General features: G+C 59.6%; 21 protein-coding genes. 15 read left to right on the top strand and 6 right to left on the bottom strand.

Going from position 1 to position 16,040, the window contains the following annotated elements; translation table 11 throughout:
• Positions 1-31: 31 nt before the first annotated feature.
• Both visN and visR read left to right on the top strand, forming a co-directional pair.
• On the top strand, positions 32-757 hold the full coding sequence (visN, locus tag ACXHRN_RS18680; protein WP_488641943.1) for a transcriptional regulator VisN: 726 nt from the start codon (positions 32-34) through the stop codon (positions 755-757).
• Between the two features lie 16 nt (positions 758-773).
• Entirely contained in the window at positions 774-1,502 is a 729-nt protein-coding gene (gene visR, locus ACXHRN_RS18675; protein WP_488637807.1) for a transcriptional regulator VisR, read from the top strand.
• Here the strand turns inward: visR and ACXHRN_RS18670 are convergent.
• The 6 genes from ACXHRN_RS18670 to motA are packed head-to-tail and all read right to left on the bottom strand — an operon-like array spanning position 1,490 to position 6,629.
• Entirely contained in the window at positions 1,490-1,951 is a 462-nt protein-coding gene (locus ACXHRN_RS18670) for a hypothetical protein (RefSeq protein WP_488637806.1), read from the bottom strand. The two genes, visR and ACXHRN_RS18670, sit on opposite strands and share 13 nt — an antisense overlap.
• A gap of 5 nt (positions 1,952-1,956) precedes the next feature.
• A complete protein-coding gene (gene flhB / locus ACXHRN_RS18665; protein ID WP_488637805.1) occupies positions 1,957-3,039 on the bottom strand; it encodes a flagellar biosynthesis protein FlhB in 1,083 nt (360 codons plus the stop codon).
• A 35-nt stretch (positions 3,040-3,074) separates the two neighbouring features.
• Positions 3,075-4,109 carry a flagellar motor switch protein FliG gene (locus ACXHRN_RS18660; RefSeq protein WP_488637804.1) on the bottom strand — a complete coding sequence of 345 codons (1,035 nt, stop codon included), beginning with the start codon at positions 4,107-4,109 and terminating at the stop codon, positions 3,075-3,077.
• A 42-nt stretch (positions 4,110-4,151) separates the two neighbouring features.
• Positions 4,152-4,754, bottom strand: a complete 603-nt coding sequence (gene fliN, locus ACXHRN_RS18655; RefSeq protein ID WP_488637803.1) for a flagellar motor switch protein FliN — start codon at positions 4,752-4,754, stop codon at positions 4,152-4,154.
• 49 nt (positions 4,755-4,803) lie between these two features.
• Positions 4,804-5,754, bottom strand: a complete 951-nt coding sequence (locus tag ACXHRN_RS18650; protein ID WP_488637802.1) for a FliM/FliN family flagellar motor switch protein — start codon at positions 5,752-5,754, stop codon at positions 4,804-4,806.
• Between the two features lie 2 nt (positions 5,755-5,756).
• The gene (gene motA / locus ACXHRN_RS18645) at positions 5,757-6,629 is read right to left on the bottom strand and encodes a flagellar motor stator protein MotA (protein ID WP_488637801.1); all 873 of its coding nucleotides are present in this window, start codon (positions 6,627-6,629) and stop codon (positions 5,757-5,759) included.
• 238 nt (positions 6,630-6,867) lie between these two features.
• Between motA and flgF the strand changes: the two genes are divergently transcribed.
• The 13 genes from flgF (at position 6,868) to fliP (ending at position 15,767) form a co-directional block, all read left to right on the top strand.
• Positions 6,868-7,593 (top strand): flagellar basal-body rod protein FlgF, encoded by a 726-nt coding sequence (gene flgF / locus ACXHRN_RS18640; protein WP_488637800.1) that lies wholly within the window; start codon positions 6,868-6,870, stop codon positions 7,591-7,593.
• A 48-nt stretch (positions 7,594-7,641) separates the two neighbouring features.
• On the top strand, positions 7,642-9,015 hold the full coding sequence (gene fliI, locus ACXHRN_RS18635) for a flagellar protein export ATPase FliI (RefSeq protein ID WP_488641942.1): 1,374 nt from the start codon (positions 7,642-7,644) through the stop codon (positions 9,013-9,015).
• A gap of 1 nt (position 9,016) precedes the next feature.
• Entirely contained in the window at positions 9,017-9,592 is a 576-nt protein-coding gene (locus ACXHRN_RS18630; protein ID WP_488637799.1) for a flagellar protein, read from the top strand.
• A gap of 92 nt (positions 9,593-9,684) precedes the next feature.
• Complete coding sequence (flgB, locus tag ACXHRN_RS18625) at positions 9,685-10,068, top strand: flagellar basal body rod protein FlgB (protein WP_488637798.1); 384 nt, start codon at positions 9,685-9,687, stop codon at positions 10,066-10,068.
• A 3-nt stretch (positions 10,069-10,071) separates the two neighbouring features.
• The gene (gene flgC / locus ACXHRN_RS18620; protein ID WP_488637797.1) at positions 10,072-10,491 is read left to right on the top strand and encodes a flagellar basal body rod protein FlgC; all 420 of its coding nucleotides are present in this window, start codon (positions 10,072-10,074) and stop codon (positions 10,489-10,491) included.
• Positions 10,488-10,811, top strand: coding sequence for a flagellar hook-basal body complex protein FliE (gene fliE / locus ACXHRN_RS18615; protein WP_488637796.1), 324 nt, complete (start codon positions 10,488-10,490; stop codon positions 10,809-10,811). The genes flgC and fliE overlap by 4 nt, the downstream gene beginning before the upstream one ends.
• A 9-nt stretch (positions 10,812-10,820) precedes the next feature.
• Positions 10,821-11,609 (top strand): flagellar basal-body rod protein FlgG, encoded by a 789-nt coding sequence (gene flgG / locus ACXHRN_RS18610; RefSeq protein WP_488637795.1) that lies wholly within the window; start codon positions 10,821-10,823, stop codon positions 11,607-11,609.
• Between the two features lie 16 nt (positions 11,610-11,625).
• Entirely contained in the window at positions 11,626-12,114 is a 489-nt protein-coding gene (gene flgA, locus ACXHRN_RS18605) for a flagellar basal body P-ring formation chaperone FlgA (RefSeq protein ID WP_488637794.1), read from the top strand.
• Positions 12,111-13,229 carry a flagellar basal body P-ring protein FlgI gene (locus tag ACXHRN_RS18600; RefSeq protein ID WP_488637793.1) on the top strand — a complete coding sequence of 373 codons (1,119 nt, stop codon included), beginning with the start codon at positions 12,111-12,113 and terminating at the stop codon, positions 13,227-13,229. Before flgA ends, ACXHRN_RS18600 begins: the two co-directional genes overlap by 4 nt.
• A complete protein-coding gene (locus ACXHRN_RS18595; protein ID WP_488637792.1) occupies positions 13,226-13,759 on the top strand; it encodes a MotE family protein in 534 nt (177 codons plus the stop codon). Before ACXHRN_RS18600 ends, ACXHRN_RS18595 begins: the two co-directional genes overlap by 4 nt.
• Positions 13,756-14,472: a flagellar basal body L-ring protein FlgH gene (gene flgH / locus ACXHRN_RS18590; RefSeq protein WP_488637791.1), complete on the top strand. Its 717-nt coding sequence runs from the start codon at positions 13,756-13,758 to the stop codon at positions 14,470-14,472. Before ACXHRN_RS18595 ends, flgH begins: the two co-directional genes overlap by 4 nt.
• 15 nt (positions 14,473-14,487) lie before the next feature.
• Positions 14,488-15,009, top strand: coding sequence for a flagellar basal body-associated FliL family protein (locus tag ACXHRN_RS18585; protein ID WP_488637790.1), 522 nt, complete (start codon positions 14,488-14,490; stop codon positions 15,007-15,009).
• Positions 15,010-15,011: 2 nt separating this feature from the next.
• The gene (fliP, locus tag ACXHRN_RS18580) at positions 15,012-15,767 is read left to right on the top strand and encodes a flagellar type III secretion system pore protein FliP (protein ID WP_488641941.1); all 756 of its coding nucleotides are present in this window, start codon (positions 15,012-15,014) and stop codon (positions 15,765-15,767) included.
• The last annotated feature ends 273 nt before the right edge of the window (positions 15,768-16,040 follow it).

Raw genomic sequence — 16,040 nt, 5'->3', positions numbered from 1 at the left:
GGTTCAGGTGGGCAGCGTGACCAGTGCGAATATGGACAGGGACTACCATGACCAGCCTGCGGCGCGGGCCCCGGGCGGTCATCATGAGATGTCATCTGAACAGCTTGTCGAGCGCCTGAGACTAAGCGCTGAGGCGGGCGATATCGCAGACGGGCTGGAAACGCTTTCCGCCTATGTCGGGGCAGACGGCTATCTGCTGGCTCGCCACGAACTCAGCGGCGAAAGCGGCCTGGACAATATCATCTCTTCCGATTGGCCTTTCGACCTAGTGCGCAAGCGCGGCGCCGAACTCATTGCCAAGCTTTCCCGTGCGACGGAACTCGAGAAGTGCCTTTCGGTGTTGCAGCCGGCATTCTCCGTGGTGGCGGACAAGGAAGGCGTCGAGATGGGCCGCTCGCGCGAGTACTGCACGATCATCTTCAGCGCCGGCCGCAATCGCTATTGCCTGGTGTTCATCTGTCCAGCCGACATCATCCTGTCGCAGCAGCGGCTCCGGGAAACCGGTGTCGTTGCCGGCTACTTCGCAAGCCTGCTGTTTCACGATGTCACCAAGGTTTCGCGCGACATGGAACTGACCGAGCGCGAACTCGAATGTCTCTATTGGATCGCCGAAGGCAAGACCAGCGACGAGATCGCAACGATCATCGGCATCTCCAAAAATACCATCAACAACTACATTACCAGTGTCATGCGCAAGACAGCGACCCGGACCCGTTCCGAAGCGATTGCCTATGCGGTGCGGCACAATTTAGTATAGGTCTGGAACTCGGGGCATGAAATTAGGCAGAAGCGTTGCAGACCCGACCAAGAGACATAGCAAAGCCATAAGCCGGTCGGATTTTTTTCCGCGATTGGTGGCGATGCAGCGCTTTGCCCATGCGCGCAATTTCGCGGTGTTCAAGACGAACAATTCCGGCCTGGCCAGCCGTCGCAAGCTCAGTTGTATCCTCGATAACTTTCCCACCGACAGCGAAGTGACCGCAGCGGCAATTCTTGCTGAATACGGTCCTATCCTGCTCGACCATCTGGAAACGTCCTCGCTGCCCTTGTTCTGGAACGGCATCGATGATGCGCAGACGGCCGAAACTCCGGATTTTGCTGCTTTCGTGACGCGATTGAAGAGCCGCGCGCTGCCGGTCTGCGGTATCGCCATGCCGGTGCGCCTGGGCTCCATGGGCAATGGCTACACCGTGTTTGCCGCCAACTACCTCGACATCACCAGCGAAATCATCATCGACCTGCACGCGCGCAGCCATCAGATGATGATGGATCTGCTGGTGCTCGACGAGCGGCGTTCGGCGCCAGACGAAGTATTGAGCAATCGCGAGATTGCCTGCCTGCAATTGGCAGGCGACGGCCTGGTCAGCGAAGAGATTGCAGGGCAGCTGGGCCTGTCGGTGCACACCGTCAACGCCTATCTGGCGTCAGCGACCGTCAAGCTCGATTCCGTCAACCGGATACAGACTATCGCCAAGGCGATCCGGCTGGGCTACATCGCCTGAGTGCCGGTATTGGAAGCGCTGTTTGCCGGCGGCATCACGATGAAACGCGATTCCATCAGGCTGCGGGTCAGGAAAGCCGTGTTCTCCGCGGGATCGAGCGACGGCTCGTCAAAAGCGATATGCGAGATTTCCAACGCCGCCTGCACGTCGGCAAGCGAAAGCTTGGCGTAAATCGTCACGCCGCGTGGCTTCACCTCAAGGTCGAGCATGATCTCGGGCAGTTTGTCCCAATCCAGATGGAAATCGCCACCCACGCCGAAACGAACCGTCCCCGGCAGGAAATATAGCTCCGCTGCAGAGGACACGAGATCGGAAAGATTGCCCCAGCGTTCATAACGCAGCAGCGCCACGAGATCGGCAGCATCGATCAGGCGCAACTCGGTCGCGACCGGGCGGAGCGCATCGGCGACGATTTTTTCGCGTTCGGCGGTGTGGGGGCACTTTTTCATGTGTGTCACTTAACCCGTCTGTTTTTGTTTTTTGACGCGTAGATTCGCTGGATAAGCTCCGCGACTGCCTTGTAAAATGCAGGCGGAATCACACTATCCACCGAGACTTGCGCAAACATGGAGCGAGCCAGAGGCGGGTCTTCGAACACCGGTATGCCGTGCTTCTCGGCAATTTCACGGATTTTGAGGGCGATCAGGTCCTGGCCCTTGGCGATAACCACCGGGGCCGCATCCTCTTCCTTCACATAGCGTAGCGCTACGGCGAAGTGGGTCGGGTTGGCAATCACCAGTGTAGCGCGGGGCACGGACGCGATCATGCGCTTGCGGGAGAGGTCGCGTGCAAACGAGCGCTGGCGCTGCTTCATGATCGGGTCGCCGTCGCTCTGCTTGCGCTCTTCCTTGACCTCCTCCTTGGTCATCTTCAGCTCTTCGAACCACTGGTGGTGGGTCCAGAAATAATCGGCGATGCCAATGATGGCGGAGGCGAACAGAATGATGATCAGGACTGTCTTCACATCCGCGGTGAGCCGTCCGAGCAGATACGACGGATCGGCATACATCGCATCGAGCGAGGTGAAGAACTCCGACTTGAGCGACAGCACGATCACCAGGCCGACGATCAAGACCTTGAAAAGCGACTTTCCGAATTCTACCATGCCGGGAAGCCCGAACATCCGGTTGAGCCCAGCGACGGGATTGAGCCGCGAAGCCTTCGGCATGATCCGGTCCAGCACCGGGCTCGGCAGGTTCTGCATGATCGACGAGCCGACGCCAAAAGCGGCCATCAGGATGAAGGCGGGAAAGACAACGGCGCTCGAATCCCAGGCGAGGCGCATGAACAGGGCGACGACATCGGGTCCACTGTCGAAGCGCCATTGTTCCGGCTTGTCAAAGAGATCGCGCAGCGTCTCCCAGAGATGGGAAATTCCCGGCGGCAGGTAGAAAAGAAGATAGACGTAGATGCCGAGCGTGGAGGCGAAGACGGTAATCTCGCGCGAAAAGGGCACATTGCCCTTCTCCGCGGCGTCAGTGTAGCGCTTCGCTGTCGGGGCTTCTGTTTTACTGTCTTTATCCGCGCCATCCGCCATCGGCAGTAGCCCCTATCGTGACCGAATCGGCCCGACTATGCGGCTTGGGCCTGATCGCTTTCCTTTAGCTGAATCTGCCCTGCAGCCGCAAGGCGGATCGCTTCCTGGGCAACGGAGCGTCGGGCAACCGCAATCGCCCTGGGTGTCGCACCGGTATCGGGAGCAGTCAGATCCGATTCGATCATGCGGCGCTGGCGTGCGCCGATTGAGGATAGCACCGCTTCGCGGATATCCATCGCCGAGCCGCGCAGCGCCATGGTGATGACGTCGCCCGAAATGTCGTTGAACAAAAGCACGCGGCTCTTCTGCGGCATGATGAGCAGGTCTTCGAACAGGAAGATGCGCGGGCGGACCTTCTTGGCGGCTTCCTTGCTGAGCACTTCCAGCGATTCGAGCAGCGTATCGACGTCGTTCTTCTCGAGTTCGTTCATCAGCTCGGCGGCCTTGACCGTGCCCGTCGAGTTGCGCTCTGTGTCGAGATCCCGGAGAATTTCGCGTACGCGGTCCTCGATGATCTTCGTCGCTTTCGGATTGACTTCCTTGAGCGAGACCGTCCGGTTGAGGATGTCGGCCCTGCGGCGCTCCGGCATTTCCATGAGCACGCGCGCGCCGGCGGAGGAGGGGATCATCGACAGCACATAGGCGATGGTCTGAGGATGCTCGTTGATCAGGTATTTTGCCACGAAAGCCGGCTCGGCGCTTTCGAGCTGGTCCCAGATGGACGCTTCATAAGCCTCGAAGGCCGCGCGGCGGCCGAGCAGGCCATCGACCTCCTCAGGCGTCAGGCCTTCTTCGAGGATGTCCTCGATGGCCTTGGCATTGTCCATGAGGCCGGCGCCTTCGGTAAACAGGTCCTCGAACTCGTTGACGAGATCGACAAGTTCCTGGGGCGGGACGCTTCTCAGCCGCTGGGCCGAGTGAATGATGGCCTGCAATTCGGCCTGGGTAAAATATTTAAGCAAGCGGCCGGCCACCGGCCGGCCCATGGCGAGAAGCACTGCCGCAGCCTTGTCCGATGGACTGAGGTTGACGGTGGGCGCTGTGTCGCCAAAATTATCAAAATCAAACATTCTTGAGGCCTCCCCGGAATCATTCCGGCTGATTGCGGCTTCTTACTGCGGCTTACTCACGGACTTGACTTCGATCAGCTTGATACCGAACCTCGTCTCGTCGTTTTCCATCACGGTGATCTCCCCCCGCCCGATCAACCGGCCATTGACGATGAGATCCACCGGCTCGCCGATCTTCCGATCGAGGGAAATAATTGCACCTTCAGTTAGGTTCATAAGGCTCGAAACTTGCATGCGGCTGGAGCCTAGGATGATTTGAACATCAATCGGGATGTCCATGATCAGGTCCATGTTCGCATGCATGGCGCTGCCTGGGACCGAAGTCATCTCGGCCGGTGCATTGCCAAAGTCGCTCGAGCCGAAATCCGAGGCGCCAAATTCAGAAGTTCCGTCGGAAATTCCGAATGTGTCGCCGCCGAAATCGCCCCCGCCGAAGCTGGTATCGCTGCTGGATGCATCGATACCGAAATCGCTGTCGAAGCTCGAAGCCTCGCCGGTGGCGGGGAAATCCGACTCGAAGCTGTTCACTCCGTTTTCGTCGGCCTTCAATACGCCACGCAGATCGTCAATTGCCTGATCGAGTTCGGCGCTGCTGTCGCCGACCTCCAGTTCCAGTTCCGCCGCTTTTGCTTTCTTGGGTGCCATGATTCGAATATTCCAGTTATAACTTGCGCAGGGCTTTTCTCAAAATGTTCTAGCCGAGAATATCCCGGATAAGAATCTCGTCGGTACCCGCCGTGTCCTTGACGCGAACCGTATACTGTTCTCCCGCACGTCCGAATTCGCAGGAGTAGAGATCGCGACCGTTGGCGCTGACCGAAACGCATTCGTCGCCTGTCTGCAGGAAGGGAATGACGTCGCCGGGCTGCAGCCTGGCAATGGTATTGAGGGTCAGGGGCGTAAGCTGAATACGTGCCTCGACCTTGACTTCTGAACGGCGAACCTGCTGCTGCAGATGCTCGGTCCATTCCTCGGGAACTTTGCCCGCCGTTGCTGATGCCGTCGGCGTCTTGACCACGGTCTTCAGCAATGTCTTCTGCGGGATGATCACGGCGAACTGCGTCTTCAGCATGCCGAACTCGATCTTCATCACCAGCGCGCAGGCGTGCATGTCGACATAGTCTTCGGCAGGCTTCGGCCGTTTGGCTGCATCATACGGCTTGGTCAGGATCGGCTCGTAATTGCCAGGTGCGTTGACCGCCGACTTTATCACCGAAGCGATCTTGTCGATGATCAATGGCGCCATCTGCAGCTCGATGCTCGAGGCGGGTCGAGCTTCGGGTTCGACGAGCGAATCCCTGTCGCCACCCATCAGGCATTCGACCATTGCGACGATCGCGGTCGATGCACAGGCGATGGTGAAATCCGGGCACCAGTTCTTCAATGAGCCGTCCGACAGCACCATGAAGTCGTCGAGATCGGCGATCAGGTCGTTCTTGTAGCCGGTGTCGAAGCCTTCATAGACAAAGGAGAAGCGCAGCCGTGTCTCCGATTCGATGAGATCGGGAAGGAATTCCGACAGCACGTGACCGAGATCCGAACAGACCTTGCCGACCGCCTGGTTGCTGCCGAGATCGCCCACGAGCAACGCCTTGAGCTTTGGATCGATTGCCGGTGCCTTCTTGTTCATAGCAGCGCGTTCCATGCTCAAGCCGCCCTCTCGCCGCCGCCCGGATTCATCATTTCCTGCTCGACGGCGTCGATCGACGGACGCTCATAGGAGGAGATGGTCTTGCGGCCGTATTCAAGCGCCACCTGCGGCACGGAGCCGTTCATGTAGGCAATCAGCGTTTGCTTGACGATGACATACTGGCGGTTCTGCTTGGAGCGGACAGCCTTGATCATCGAGCAGAGCGGATTGACGATGCAGTAGGAGATCAAAATACCGGCAAACGTACCCACGAGAGCGGCACCGATCAGGTGGCCGAGCACCTCGGGTGGCTCGCTGATCGCGCCCATGGCGTGGATGACGCCGAGAACGGCGGCGACGATACCGATGGCCGGGAAGGCGTCGCCCATGGATTGCAGCGAATTGTAGGCCTTCATCTTGTCATGCGAGATGGTCTCGATTTCCTCGTCCATCAGCGCTTCGATCTCGTGGCTGCGCGCATTGCCGATGATGATCAGGCGGACGTAGTCGCAGATGAAGGCCGTCAGTTCCTTGTTTTTCAGGATCGTCGGGGCCGTCTGGAAGATCGGCGATTCCTCGGGATTGTCGATATGGGCTTCGATCTCGTTGCGCGACTTGGTGCGCAGGTCGCGCATCAGTGCGTAAAGCACACCGAGCGTGTCGAGATAGTTGCGCTCCTTGGGCACCGCGTTCTTGAATGCTTCGCCGATTGCCTTGCCGGCGTCCTTGGTGACCTTCATCGGGTTGGCGGCGATGAACGCACCGATGCCCGCACCGATGATGATGAGGTATTCATAGGGCTGCCACAACACATTGATGTGTCCGCCCTGGGCCATGAAGCTGCCAATGATGCAGCCACCGACGATGAGAAAACCAATAATAATATTCATGCCAAGCTGCCCGATCTTACCGCCCGTAATCTCTCATTGGGATACGGTTGTAGCCTTGCGTGAGGCTGTTGAACCGCCTGATTCCGTCCGGTTTTGATCGACAGGTTCGCACAAGCAAATCCGGCCAGTATCGCCATTGAAAGCGGGGAATCCGTCGAGTTCCACGACGGCTGAAAAGCCCCCACATGTTCAATGACTGCAATGCCGGGAATGAATCCCTGGCCGGGGGTAAGCCGAAATGCAATCGGGTCTCTATGTCGCGCTGTCGTCGCAGATTTCGCTGGAAAAGCGCCTCAACACCATCGCTGACAACCTGGCGAACATGAATACCGTGGGCTTTCGCGCCACGCAGCTCAAGTTCGACGATGTCGCAACCCAGGCGGATGGCACCAAGGTCGATTACGTCTCGACCGGGGAGGAATATCTCTCGGATGCCAATGGCGGCCTCATGCAGACCAAGAATCCGCTCGACTTCGCGGCCAAGGGCAACACCTGGTTTTCGATCGATACGCCATCGGGCAATGCGATTACCAAGGATGGCAGGTTCACGATGCTGGAAAGCGGCTCGCTTGTGACTCTCGAAGGCTATCCGGTGCTCGATGCTGGCGGTGGTCCGATCCAGCTCAACCCGCAGGAAGGCCCGCCGACGTCCTCTCAGGATGGCATCCTCTACCAGAACAACAAGCCCGTCGCCACGCTCGGCCTGTTCGAGGCCAATGTCGGTCCGAACTTCACGCGCGTTGGCAATTCGGCGGTCATTCCGAACGAGACGCCGCAAGCGGTTGTCAATCGCATCGATGCCGGTGTCGTTCAGGGCTTTGTCGAGGAGTCCAACGTCAATCCCGTGCTCTCGATGACGCAGATGATGACCATCTCCCGCACCTTCGACTACGTCACGCAGCTGATGCGCGACGGCGAAGCGTCTATCGGCGATGCGATCAAGACCCTTGGCGGCGCGAAGTAAGCAGCAGGAAAGCAGCTTGACATGCAGACTGCAGAAGCACCCAGCACGATGGACCGGAAGATGGCCGACTTGGCCGCCGTCCTCAAGCGCCATTGTCGTCCCGAAGCTCTCGTCGCCCATGGCGGCAGGGTGAAGACCATCGCGTCCGGCCACTACACGGTCACCGGACTTTCGCGGCATGTGCGGCTCGGCGATTTCGTCGCCCATCAGAGCGCCACCGGCGTGCATCTGGGCGAAGTCGTGCGCATCGAGCCCGATATCATTTTCGTCTGCCCGATTGAACCCGGCGAGCCGATCGGCATCGGCGACCTGATCCTGCGGCGTGGCGCCTTCCGGCTGTCGCCGGATGACAGCTGGTGCGGGCGCACGATCAATTCGCTGGGCCAGCCGATCGACGGCCTGGGACCGCTCGAGCATGGGCCGGTGGCCCTGCCGATCTCCAATACCGCTCCGCCGTCGATGACCCGTCAGCGCGTCACCAAGGGTTTCAAGACCGGGGTGAGGGCGATCGATATTTTCTCGCCGCTCTGCCTCGGCCAGCGCCTGGGCATTTTCGCCGGTTCCGGCGTCGGCAAATCGACGTTACTGTCGATGCTGGCGCGCGCCGATGCCTTCGACAAGGTGGTGATCGCGCTGGTCGGCGAACGTGGCCGTGAAGTGCGCGAATTCATCGAGGATACGCTTGGCGCCAATATCAGCAAATCGGTCGCCGTCGTCGCGACGTCGGACGAAAGCCCGATGTTGAGAAAGATGGCGCCGTTATCGGCGGTCACGATCGCCGAGCATTTTCGCGGCGAGGGTCACAACGTCCTGCTGATCGTCGACAGCGTCACCCGCTTTGCCCATGCGATCCGCGAAGTCGCGACCGCATCCGGCGAGCCACCGGTCGCGCGCGGCTATCCGGCTTCGGTGTTCACCGAGATGCCGAAACTGCTGGAGCGCGCCGGCCCCGGTCCGGAGGGAACAGGCAGCATCACGGCGATCATCTCCATCCTCGTCGACGGCGACAATCACAATGATCCGATCGCCGACTCTACACGTGGTATTCTTGACGGCCATATCGTGCTCGACCGCTCGCTGGCGGAAGAGGGGCGTTATCCGCCGATCGATCCGCTGGCATCGATCTCGCGTCTTGCGCGCAAGGCCTGGACGCCGGACGAGGAAAAGCTGGTTGGACGACTGAAATCGCTGATTCATCGGTTTGAGGAAACACGGGATCTGCGGCTGATCGGCGGTTATCGTCCCGGTGCCGACCCCGACCTCGACATGGCGGTCAAGCAGGTGCCGCCGATCTACGAAATCCTCAAGCAGACACCGGGCGAAAGACCGGCTCGCGATGCATTCGCCGATCTTGCGACCGCCTTGAAGGCTGCGAACGCGCCGCAGGGCCAGGTCGGCGTCAACATAAACCGGCAGAGGTAACATGACCGACTTCGATGCAGATGAACCCGTCGCGCCGGTAAAGAAGGAGCGCCGCTCCGGCCTCCTGACTTCGGACCGCTTCCTCGGCTGGTCCGGCGCCGCGCTTGCCATCACCGCAGCCTTCTTCCCCTGGTATGTTTTCTTCAACGAAGACAAGTTCGGCATCGATGTGGCGACATCCATCCTGTCGCGCGACCTGCCGGAATGGGTTGGCCGGGCGAAGGTCAATCCTTCTCCCAGTGCGATCGGCGACAACGACGATCTCGCCGCCCTGCCGAAGCCTGAAGAACAGATCGTTACCGGCGCCGTGCCGACCGACCAGGCCAAGCCCGAGGACAAGGCCGGCATGGATGACGCAGACCAGCCGTTTCCGTCCGACGCGGTCGAATTCCACCTGCTGCACGCTGCCGGCGGCAAGGCGATGATCGAGGACAAGAACGGCATTTATGTCGTGACGCCCGGATCGATGCTGCCGGACCTTTCCCACGTCGCCAAGGTCGAAGAACAGGCCGGCGAATGGGTGCTCGTCACCGACAAGGGCGACATCTACGACACCTCGGGCAAGCGCCAGCAATAGTAAACAAAAGGTTAAGTCCCGCACAAGTTTATCTCCCTAGTGTGCGGGTCAGTCATGAAGACTCATGATCGGTCATGAAGACGGAGACAGACATGCAACCCATCCAGCTTTTTGAGCTGACGTCAAAACAGGCGGAGTGGCTCCAAGCCCGCCAGAGCGTGGTGTCAGGCAATATCGCAAACGCCAATACCCCTGGCTTTCGTGCCAAGGACGTTTCGCCGTTCGAAAGCGTGTTGCGCGAAAATACCCTTCCCATGGCGGCGACCAATCCACTGCATTTCACCGATTCCCCGGCCGACACCTATGTGGTCGAATCCGGCGTGGACAAGGGTTCTGCAGCCCAGCTTTCGGGCAACTCGGTCGATCTCGCCAACGAGCTGATGAAGGAAGGTATGGTCAAGCGCGACTATGACCTCAACACCGGTATCGTCAAGGCATTCAACAAGATGATGTTGAACGCGGTGAGGAAGGGCTAAGCCATGGATCCGTTGAGCGCATCTCTCAAGATTTCATCCTCCGGCCTTTCCGCCCAGTCCGCCCGTCTCCGGGTGGTTTCGGAAAACCTCGCCAACGCCCGTTCCACGGCCGACACGCCAGGCGCCGATCCCTATCAGCGCAAGACGATCTCGTTCACCGACGAGATGGATCGCTCCACCGGCGTTGCCACGGTCGAGATCAAGCGCATCGGCCTCGACAAGACGGCTTTCCAGACCGAATACGATCCGGGCAATCCTGCGGCCGACCAGAAGGGCATCGTCAAGTACCCGAACGTCAACGTCATGGTTGAAATGGCCGACATGCGGGAAGCGAACCGCTCCTACGAGGCCAATCTCCAGTCCATTCGTCAGGCACGCGACCTGATTTCCTCTACCATCGATCTGCTGAGGTCGCCGACATGATAACTGGTATTACACCGCTTGATTCCGCTGGTCTCGCCGCAGAAATGCGCAAAGCCGCAGCCACCGACAAGACTGCGCCCGTCGCCGATGCCGAGCATGCAAGCGCCAGCTTCGCCGACTTCATGAGTTCGATGGGCACGACCTTCGTCGACAACCTCAAGGCGGCCGAGAAGACATCCGTTGATGGCGTGATGGGCAAAGCCAGCGTTCGCGAGGTCGTTGAGTCCGTCATGACCGCCGACCAGACGCTCCAGACTGCCATGGCATTCCGCGACAAAATCGTTTCCGCGTATCTTGAAGTCGTCAAGATGCCAATCTGAGGATAGAACATGAGAGCTCTTGCCATTGCAGCGACGGGCATGGATGCCCAGCAGACCAATCTTGAAGTGATCGCGAACAACATCGCGAACATCAACACCACGGGCTACAAGCGGGCAAGAGCGGAGTTCACCGACCTTCTCTACCAGACCGACCGTGCCGCCGGTGTGCCCAATCAGAACAACACCTCGATCGTCCCCGAGGGCATCAATATCGGCCTCGGCGTCAAGACGGCCGCCGTCCGCAATCTTCACACCGAAGGCGACCTGGTCTCGACCGGCAACAGCCTTGATGTGGCGATCATGGGCCGCGGCTTCTTCCAAGTCGAGTCCCCGGATGGCACCACGGTCTACACACGTGACGGCGCCTTCAACAAGAACGCCGACGGCGATCTCGTCACGCTCAACGGCAACAAGGTGATCCCGAACATCAACATCCCTGTCGATGCCAAGGATATCACCATCAATCGCTCCGGCCAGGTGTTTGCAACGGTCGGCACCGACACGACGCCGACCTCGCTTGGTCAGCTGCAGATCGCCAACTTCGTCAACGAAGCCGGTCTCAAGGAACTGGGCGACAACCTCTTCCAGCAGACCGACGCTTCGGGCGATCCGATTGTCGCCGCTCCTGACGATCCGTCCTTCGGCTACATCCAGCAGGGTTATCTCGAAGGTTCCAACGTCGACCCGGTCAAGGAAATCACCGACCTGATCTCGGCGCAGCGTGCCTACGAGATGAACTCCAAGGTCATCACCACAGCAGACGAAATGGCGCAGACCGTCAGCAAGAACATGAGATAGTGAAAGGCAGACAAACATGATGTTTGGTCCCTCGCATTCCCACCTCGCAAGAAGGATCGCTCTCGCAGCGGTCCTACCGCTCTTTCTGTCGGCATCGACGGCAGCCTTCGCCGGCGAATACGGCAAGGCAGTTGTTCCGGTGACCATCATCTATCCCGGCCAGGAAATCGAAACCGGCCAGGTCCAGGCCATCGACGTCACCAATCCCAATCTGATCGAGGGCTATGCTCGGTCGGTGAAGGAAGTGACGGGCATGGTCACCACCAAGACCCTGCTGCCAGGCCGCACCATCATGGTGTCAGCGCTTCGCCAGCCCTACACGGTCAGGCGCGGCGACAAGATCATCCTACTCTACGACAATGGCGGGCTGCGGATCACAGCATCCGGAACCCCGCTTGCAGATGCGATCACCGGTGATCTCATCAAGGCACGCAATACCGATACCGGCGTCATCATCTCCGGCACAGTCATGGCCGACGGCTCGATACTGGTAGCGCAAAAATGAGAATAGTCTCGACCCTGCTGATCGCTCTTCTGACCTTCTGCACGATCGCGCCGCAGAATGCCTCTGCTTCGGCGATTGCCCGCATCAAGGACGTCGCGTCGCTGCAGGCGGGGCGAGACAACCAGCTGATCGGTTACGGCCTCGTGGTCGGCCTGCAGGGGACCGGCGACAGCCTGCGCTCGTCGCCCTTCACCCAGCAATCGCTCAAAGCAATGCTGCAGAATCTCGGCATCTCGACCGTGGGCGGTGAGAACCGTTCCAAGAACATCGCAGCTGTTATGGTCACCGCGACGCTGCCGCCTTTCGCAAGTCCCGGCAGCCGCATGGACGTGTCGGTAAGTTCGCTCGGCGATGCAACGTCGCTCCGCGGCGGCACGCTGGTCATGACTTCGCTGACCGGTGCCGACGGCCAGATCTATGCCGTGGCCCAGGGCGCGATCATCGTTTCCGGCTTCTCGGCAACGGGCGACGCGGCCCAGATCACACAAGGCGTGACGACTGCCGGCCGCGTGCCGAACGGCGCCATCATCGAGCGTCCGCTGCCCTCGCGCTTCAAGGATTCGATCAATCTGGTGCTGCAGCTTCGCAATCCGGATTTCTCGACCGCCGTGCGCATGACCGATGCCATCAACCAGTTCGCACGGGCCGCCTATGGCGGGCCTATCGCCAGCGTCAACGATTCCCAGGAAGTCGTCATCGAAAAGCCCAAGCGTGCCGATCTCGCGCGCCTGATGGCCGAGGTGGAAAACCTGACGATCGAGACCGATACGCCGGCCAAGGTGGTCGTCAACGAACGCACCGGCACCATCGTTATCGGTGCAGATGTTCGCATCTCGGAAGTTGCGGTCAGCTACGGCACTCTGACGGTGCAGGTCACCGAGAACCCGATGATCGTCCAGCCATTGCCGTTCACCGATGGCCAGACTGCGGTGCAGCCATCGACGGATATCGTTGCCCAGCAGGCGAGCAGCAAGGTGGCGATCCTCAAGGGCTCGAACCTCAAGACGCTGGTCTCTGGTCTCAACAGCATCGGCGTCAAGCCTGACGGCATCATCGCCATCCTGCAGGGCATCAAGTCCGCGGGCGCACTTCAAGCGGAGCTCGTACTGCAATGATGGAGCGTTTGACCGGAAGAAACATGCTGATGCGCTTTGCTGTTATCGCAGGCGTATGCGCCGCCGTCTCGCCGATCTCCGGCGCACTCGCCGAAGACAAGCCGAAGCCGGTGGCAAAGACTGCCCGCGAGGAGATCAAGGCCTTCTGCGCCAATATCGCCGACGCGGCGAGAGATCAGCGCTATCTCCTGCAGAAGGAAGAGCTGGAGAAACTCCAGAGCCAGGTCGACGAGCGGATTGCCGTGCTTGAAACCCGTAAGTCCGAATACGAAGACTGGCTGAAGAAGCGCAACGAGTTTCTCAAGCAGGCCGAGGCCGGCTTGACAGACATCTACAAGAAGATGAAGCCGGACGCGGCAGCCGCACAGCTTGAGTTGCTCGACCCGAACCTGGCGTCGGCCATTATCATGAAACTCGCGCCGCGCCAGTCGAGCCTCATCCTCACGGAAATGGAAGCGAAGAAAGCGGCCATGGTCGCCGCAATCATGTCCGCAGCCAGCAATCGCAACACATCAAGGAACCCGTCATGAAGGCAAAGTACCTAGCACTGGCGGCGGCGACCTTGCTTGCAGGATGTGGCGGCACGAACCAGACACTCAAGGAGGTCAATCGCGCGCCTGCAATGAGCCCCATCGGCACCGGCCTGCAATATACCCAGCAGAACGAACTGGCGATGTATCCGAAGCAGCCGGCGCAGTCGGCGACGGGTTACTCTCTCTGGAGTGACCAGAAGGCAGACTTGTTCAAGGACGCGCGCGCGCTCAAGATCGGCGACATCCTGACCGTCACGATCAATATCGACGATCAGGCGAAGTTCGACAACACCACGGACCGTAGCCGCGATACGTCCTGGAGCAAGAAGTTCGGGCTGAACGGTGACGACAGCACCAACACCATCGGCTTAAGCGCCGATATCAGCAATGAATCCAAGACTTCGACCAAGGGCGACGGCTCCATCGAGCGCAAGGAAAAGCTGACGCTGCAAGTCGCGGTCGTGGTCACCGGCGTGCTCGAGAACGGCAACCTGCTGATCAGCGGCTCGCAGGAAGTGCGCGTCAACCAGGAACTGCGCGTCCTGAACCTGGCCGGTATCGCCCGTCCGCTTGACGTTGATGCCGACAACAAGATTTCCTATGAGAAGATCGCCGAAGCGCGCATCTCCTATGGCGGCCGTGGCCGCTTGTCGGAAGTGCAGAACGCTCCGGTCGGGCAGCAGATGCTCGATATCTTCTCGCCACTCTGATACCGGACAACAAGCATGGTTGATATCGCCGAGACAGAGCAGCCGCCCAAGAAGCGGTCAGCATTGGTCATGACCATCGCTGCGGTCGCGGTCGTGACCTTGATCGCAGGGGCGGGTGGCTGGTTCCTCGGCGGACTGGTATCGCCGATCCTCGACGCGTCCAAGAAGACCATACAAGCCGAGCAGGCCAAGGAAGCCGGCGCGGCCGAGGGCAAAAAGGCCGATGAGGGGCTGCCGACGCTTGCCACCGCAGAGAACGGCGTGGTGCAGTTGGAGCCGATCACCACCAATCTGGCCTTCCCGACCGATCGCTGGATCCGACTTGAAGTGGCGCTGCTTTTCAAGGATAAGGCTGATGAGAAGACCGCCGAAGCGATTCATCAGGATATTCTCGCTTACCTGCGCACCGTGACTCTGCAGCAGATCGAAGGACCTCGTGGGTTTCAATACCTCAAGGAAGACCTGGAAGAGCGCGCCGATCTGATCTCGGAAGGGCGCGTATCCAGAATGCTGTTCAGGACTTTTGTAATCGAATGACCATGCCCACCGCGCGACGCCTGCTGACAATCCTGGCCGCCCTCCTTGTGATGGGCTTGGCTGGCGCCGCGCACGCCCAGACCACCACGACGCCCGACATCCTCAACACGCCGATCAGCGGTTCCGTAGCAAGCTGGATCATCCGCACCTTCGGCCTGTTGACGATCCTGTCGATCGCACCGGGCATCCTGGTGATGGTCACGAGTTTTCCGCGCTTTATCATCGCGTTCTCCATCCTGCGTTCGGGCATGGGTCTTTCTTCGACGCCGTCCAACATGATCCTGACGTCGCTGGCGCTGTTCATGACCTTCTTCGTCATGTCGCCAACGCTTGAGAAAGCCTGGACGACCGGTGCCCAGCCGCTGCTGGCCGAACAGATCACCGAGACCGAGGCGCTTAAGCGCATTTCAGTTCCGTTCCGCGACTTCATGGCCGTCAATACCCGCGACAAGGATCTCAAGCTGTTTGCAGATATTGCCGCCGAGAAGGGCCAGCAGGCTGTCACCGACGGCCAGGTCGACCTTCGCGTCCTCGTACCGGCCTTCATGATCTCGGAAATCCGCCGTGGTTTCGAGATCGGCTTCCTGATCGTGCTACCGTTTCTCGTCATCGACCTCATCGTCGCCACCATTACCATGGCCATGGGCATGATGATGCTGCCGCCGACTTCGATCTCGCTACCGTTCAAGATTCTGTTCTTCGTGTTGATCGATGGCTGGAACCTGCTTGTCGGCAGCTTGGTGCGTTCGTTCAACTGACGAATTGCATCCGCCGGAATCCTCCAGCACTGACTCCGTTTTGCCGAGATTTTGAGCCGGTTCCTACCGGCCCTTCGTGCGTCTAGTAGTTTTCGACGTACCCGCTCGTTGCCCCCATTAACACCCGGTTATCTATAGACTCTCGTGCTTGGCGCGCGGGCCCCGGAATTAATGAGTTGGCAAGCTCTGGCACCAATATTGGGCCTCACACGACGGGCGGTTCCACACAGAAAAGAACCGAATGGCATGACGCCGAACGCCGTGACCGGTAAG

It is taken from the genome of Shinella sp. OV683 (assembly GCF_057787725.1).
This window is presented reverse-complemented; position numbering and strand designations above follow the sequence as displayed.

Bases quoted from the DNA above. Each gene is read 5' to 3' on its own strand.
- visN (WP_488641943.1), top strand. From the start codon at position 32: ATGGACAGGGACTACCATGACCAGCCTGCGGCGCGGGCCCCGGGCGGT.
- visR (WP_488637807.1), top strand. From the start codon at position 774: ATGAAATTAGGCAGAAGCGTTGCAGACCCGACCAAGAGACATAGCAAA.
- ACXHRN_RS18670 (WP_488637806.1), bottom strand. From the start codon at position 1,951: ATGAAAAAGTGCCCCCACACCGCCGAACGCGAAAAAATCGTCGCCGAT.
- flhB (WP_488637805.1), bottom strand. From the start codon at position 3,039: ATGGCGGATGGCGCGGATAAAGACAGTAAAACAGAAGCCCCGACAGCG.
- ACXHRN_RS18660 (WP_488637804.1), bottom strand. From the start codon at position 4,109: ATGTTTGATTTTGATAATTTTGGCGACACAGCGCCCACCGTCAACCTC.
- fliN (WP_488637803.1), bottom strand. From the start codon at position 4,754: ATGGCACCCAAGAAAGCAAAAGCGGCGGAACTGGAACTGGAGGTCGGC.
- ACXHRN_RS18650 (WP_488637802.1), bottom strand. From the start codon at position 5,754: ATGGAACGCGCTGCTATGAACAAGAAGGCACCGGCAATCGATCCAAAG.
- motA (WP_488637801.1), bottom strand. From the start codon at position 6,629: ATGAATATTATTATTGGTTTTCTCATCGTCGGTGGCTGCATCATTGGC.
- flgF (WP_488637800.1), top strand. From the start codon at position 6,868: ATGCAATCGGGTCTCTATGTCGCGCTGTCGTCGCAGATTTCGCTGGAA.
- fliI (WP_488641942.1), top strand. From the start codon at position 7,642: ATGGACCGGAAGATGGCCGACTTGGCCGCCGTCCTCAAGCGCCATTGT.
- ACXHRN_RS18630 (WP_488637799.1), top strand. From the start codon at position 9,017: ATGACCGACTTCGATGCAGATGAACCCGTCGCGCCGGTAAAGAAGGAG.
- flgB (WP_488637798.1), top strand. From the start codon at position 9,685: ATGCAACCCATCCAGCTTTTTGAGCTGACGTCAAAACAGGCGGAGTGG.
- flgC (WP_488637797.1), top strand. From the start codon at position 10,072: ATGGATCCGTTGAGCGCATCTCTCAAGATTTCATCCTCCGGCCTTTCC.
- fliE (WP_488637796.1), top strand. From the start codon at position 10,488: ATGATAACTGGTATTACACCGCTTGATTCCGCTGGTCTCGCCGCAGAA.
- flgG (WP_488637795.1), top strand. From the start codon at position 10,821: ATGAGAGCTCTTGCCATTGCAGCGACGGGCATGGATGCCCAGCAGACC.
- flgA (WP_488637794.1), top strand. From the start codon at position 11,626: ATGATGTTTGGTCCCTCGCATTCCCACCTCGCAAGAAGGATCGCTCTC.
- ACXHRN_RS18600 (WP_488637793.1), top strand. From the start codon at position 12,111: ATGAGAATAGTCTCGACCCTGCTGATCGCTCTTCTGACCTTCTGCACG.
- ACXHRN_RS18595 (WP_488637792.1), top strand. From the start codon at position 13,226: ATGATGGAGCGTTTGACCGGAAGAAACATGCTGATGCGCTTTGCTGTT.
- flgH (WP_488637791.1), top strand. From the start codon at position 13,756: ATGAAGGCAAAGTACCTAGCACTGGCGGCGGCGACCTTGCTTGCAGGA.
- ACXHRN_RS18585 (WP_488637790.1), top strand. From the start codon at position 14,488: ATGGTTGATATCGCCGAGACAGAGCAGCCGCCCAAGAAGCGGTCAGCA.
- fliP (WP_488641941.1), top strand. From the start codon at position 15,012: ATGCCCACCGCGCGACGCCTGCTGACAATCCTGGCCGCCCTCCTTGTG.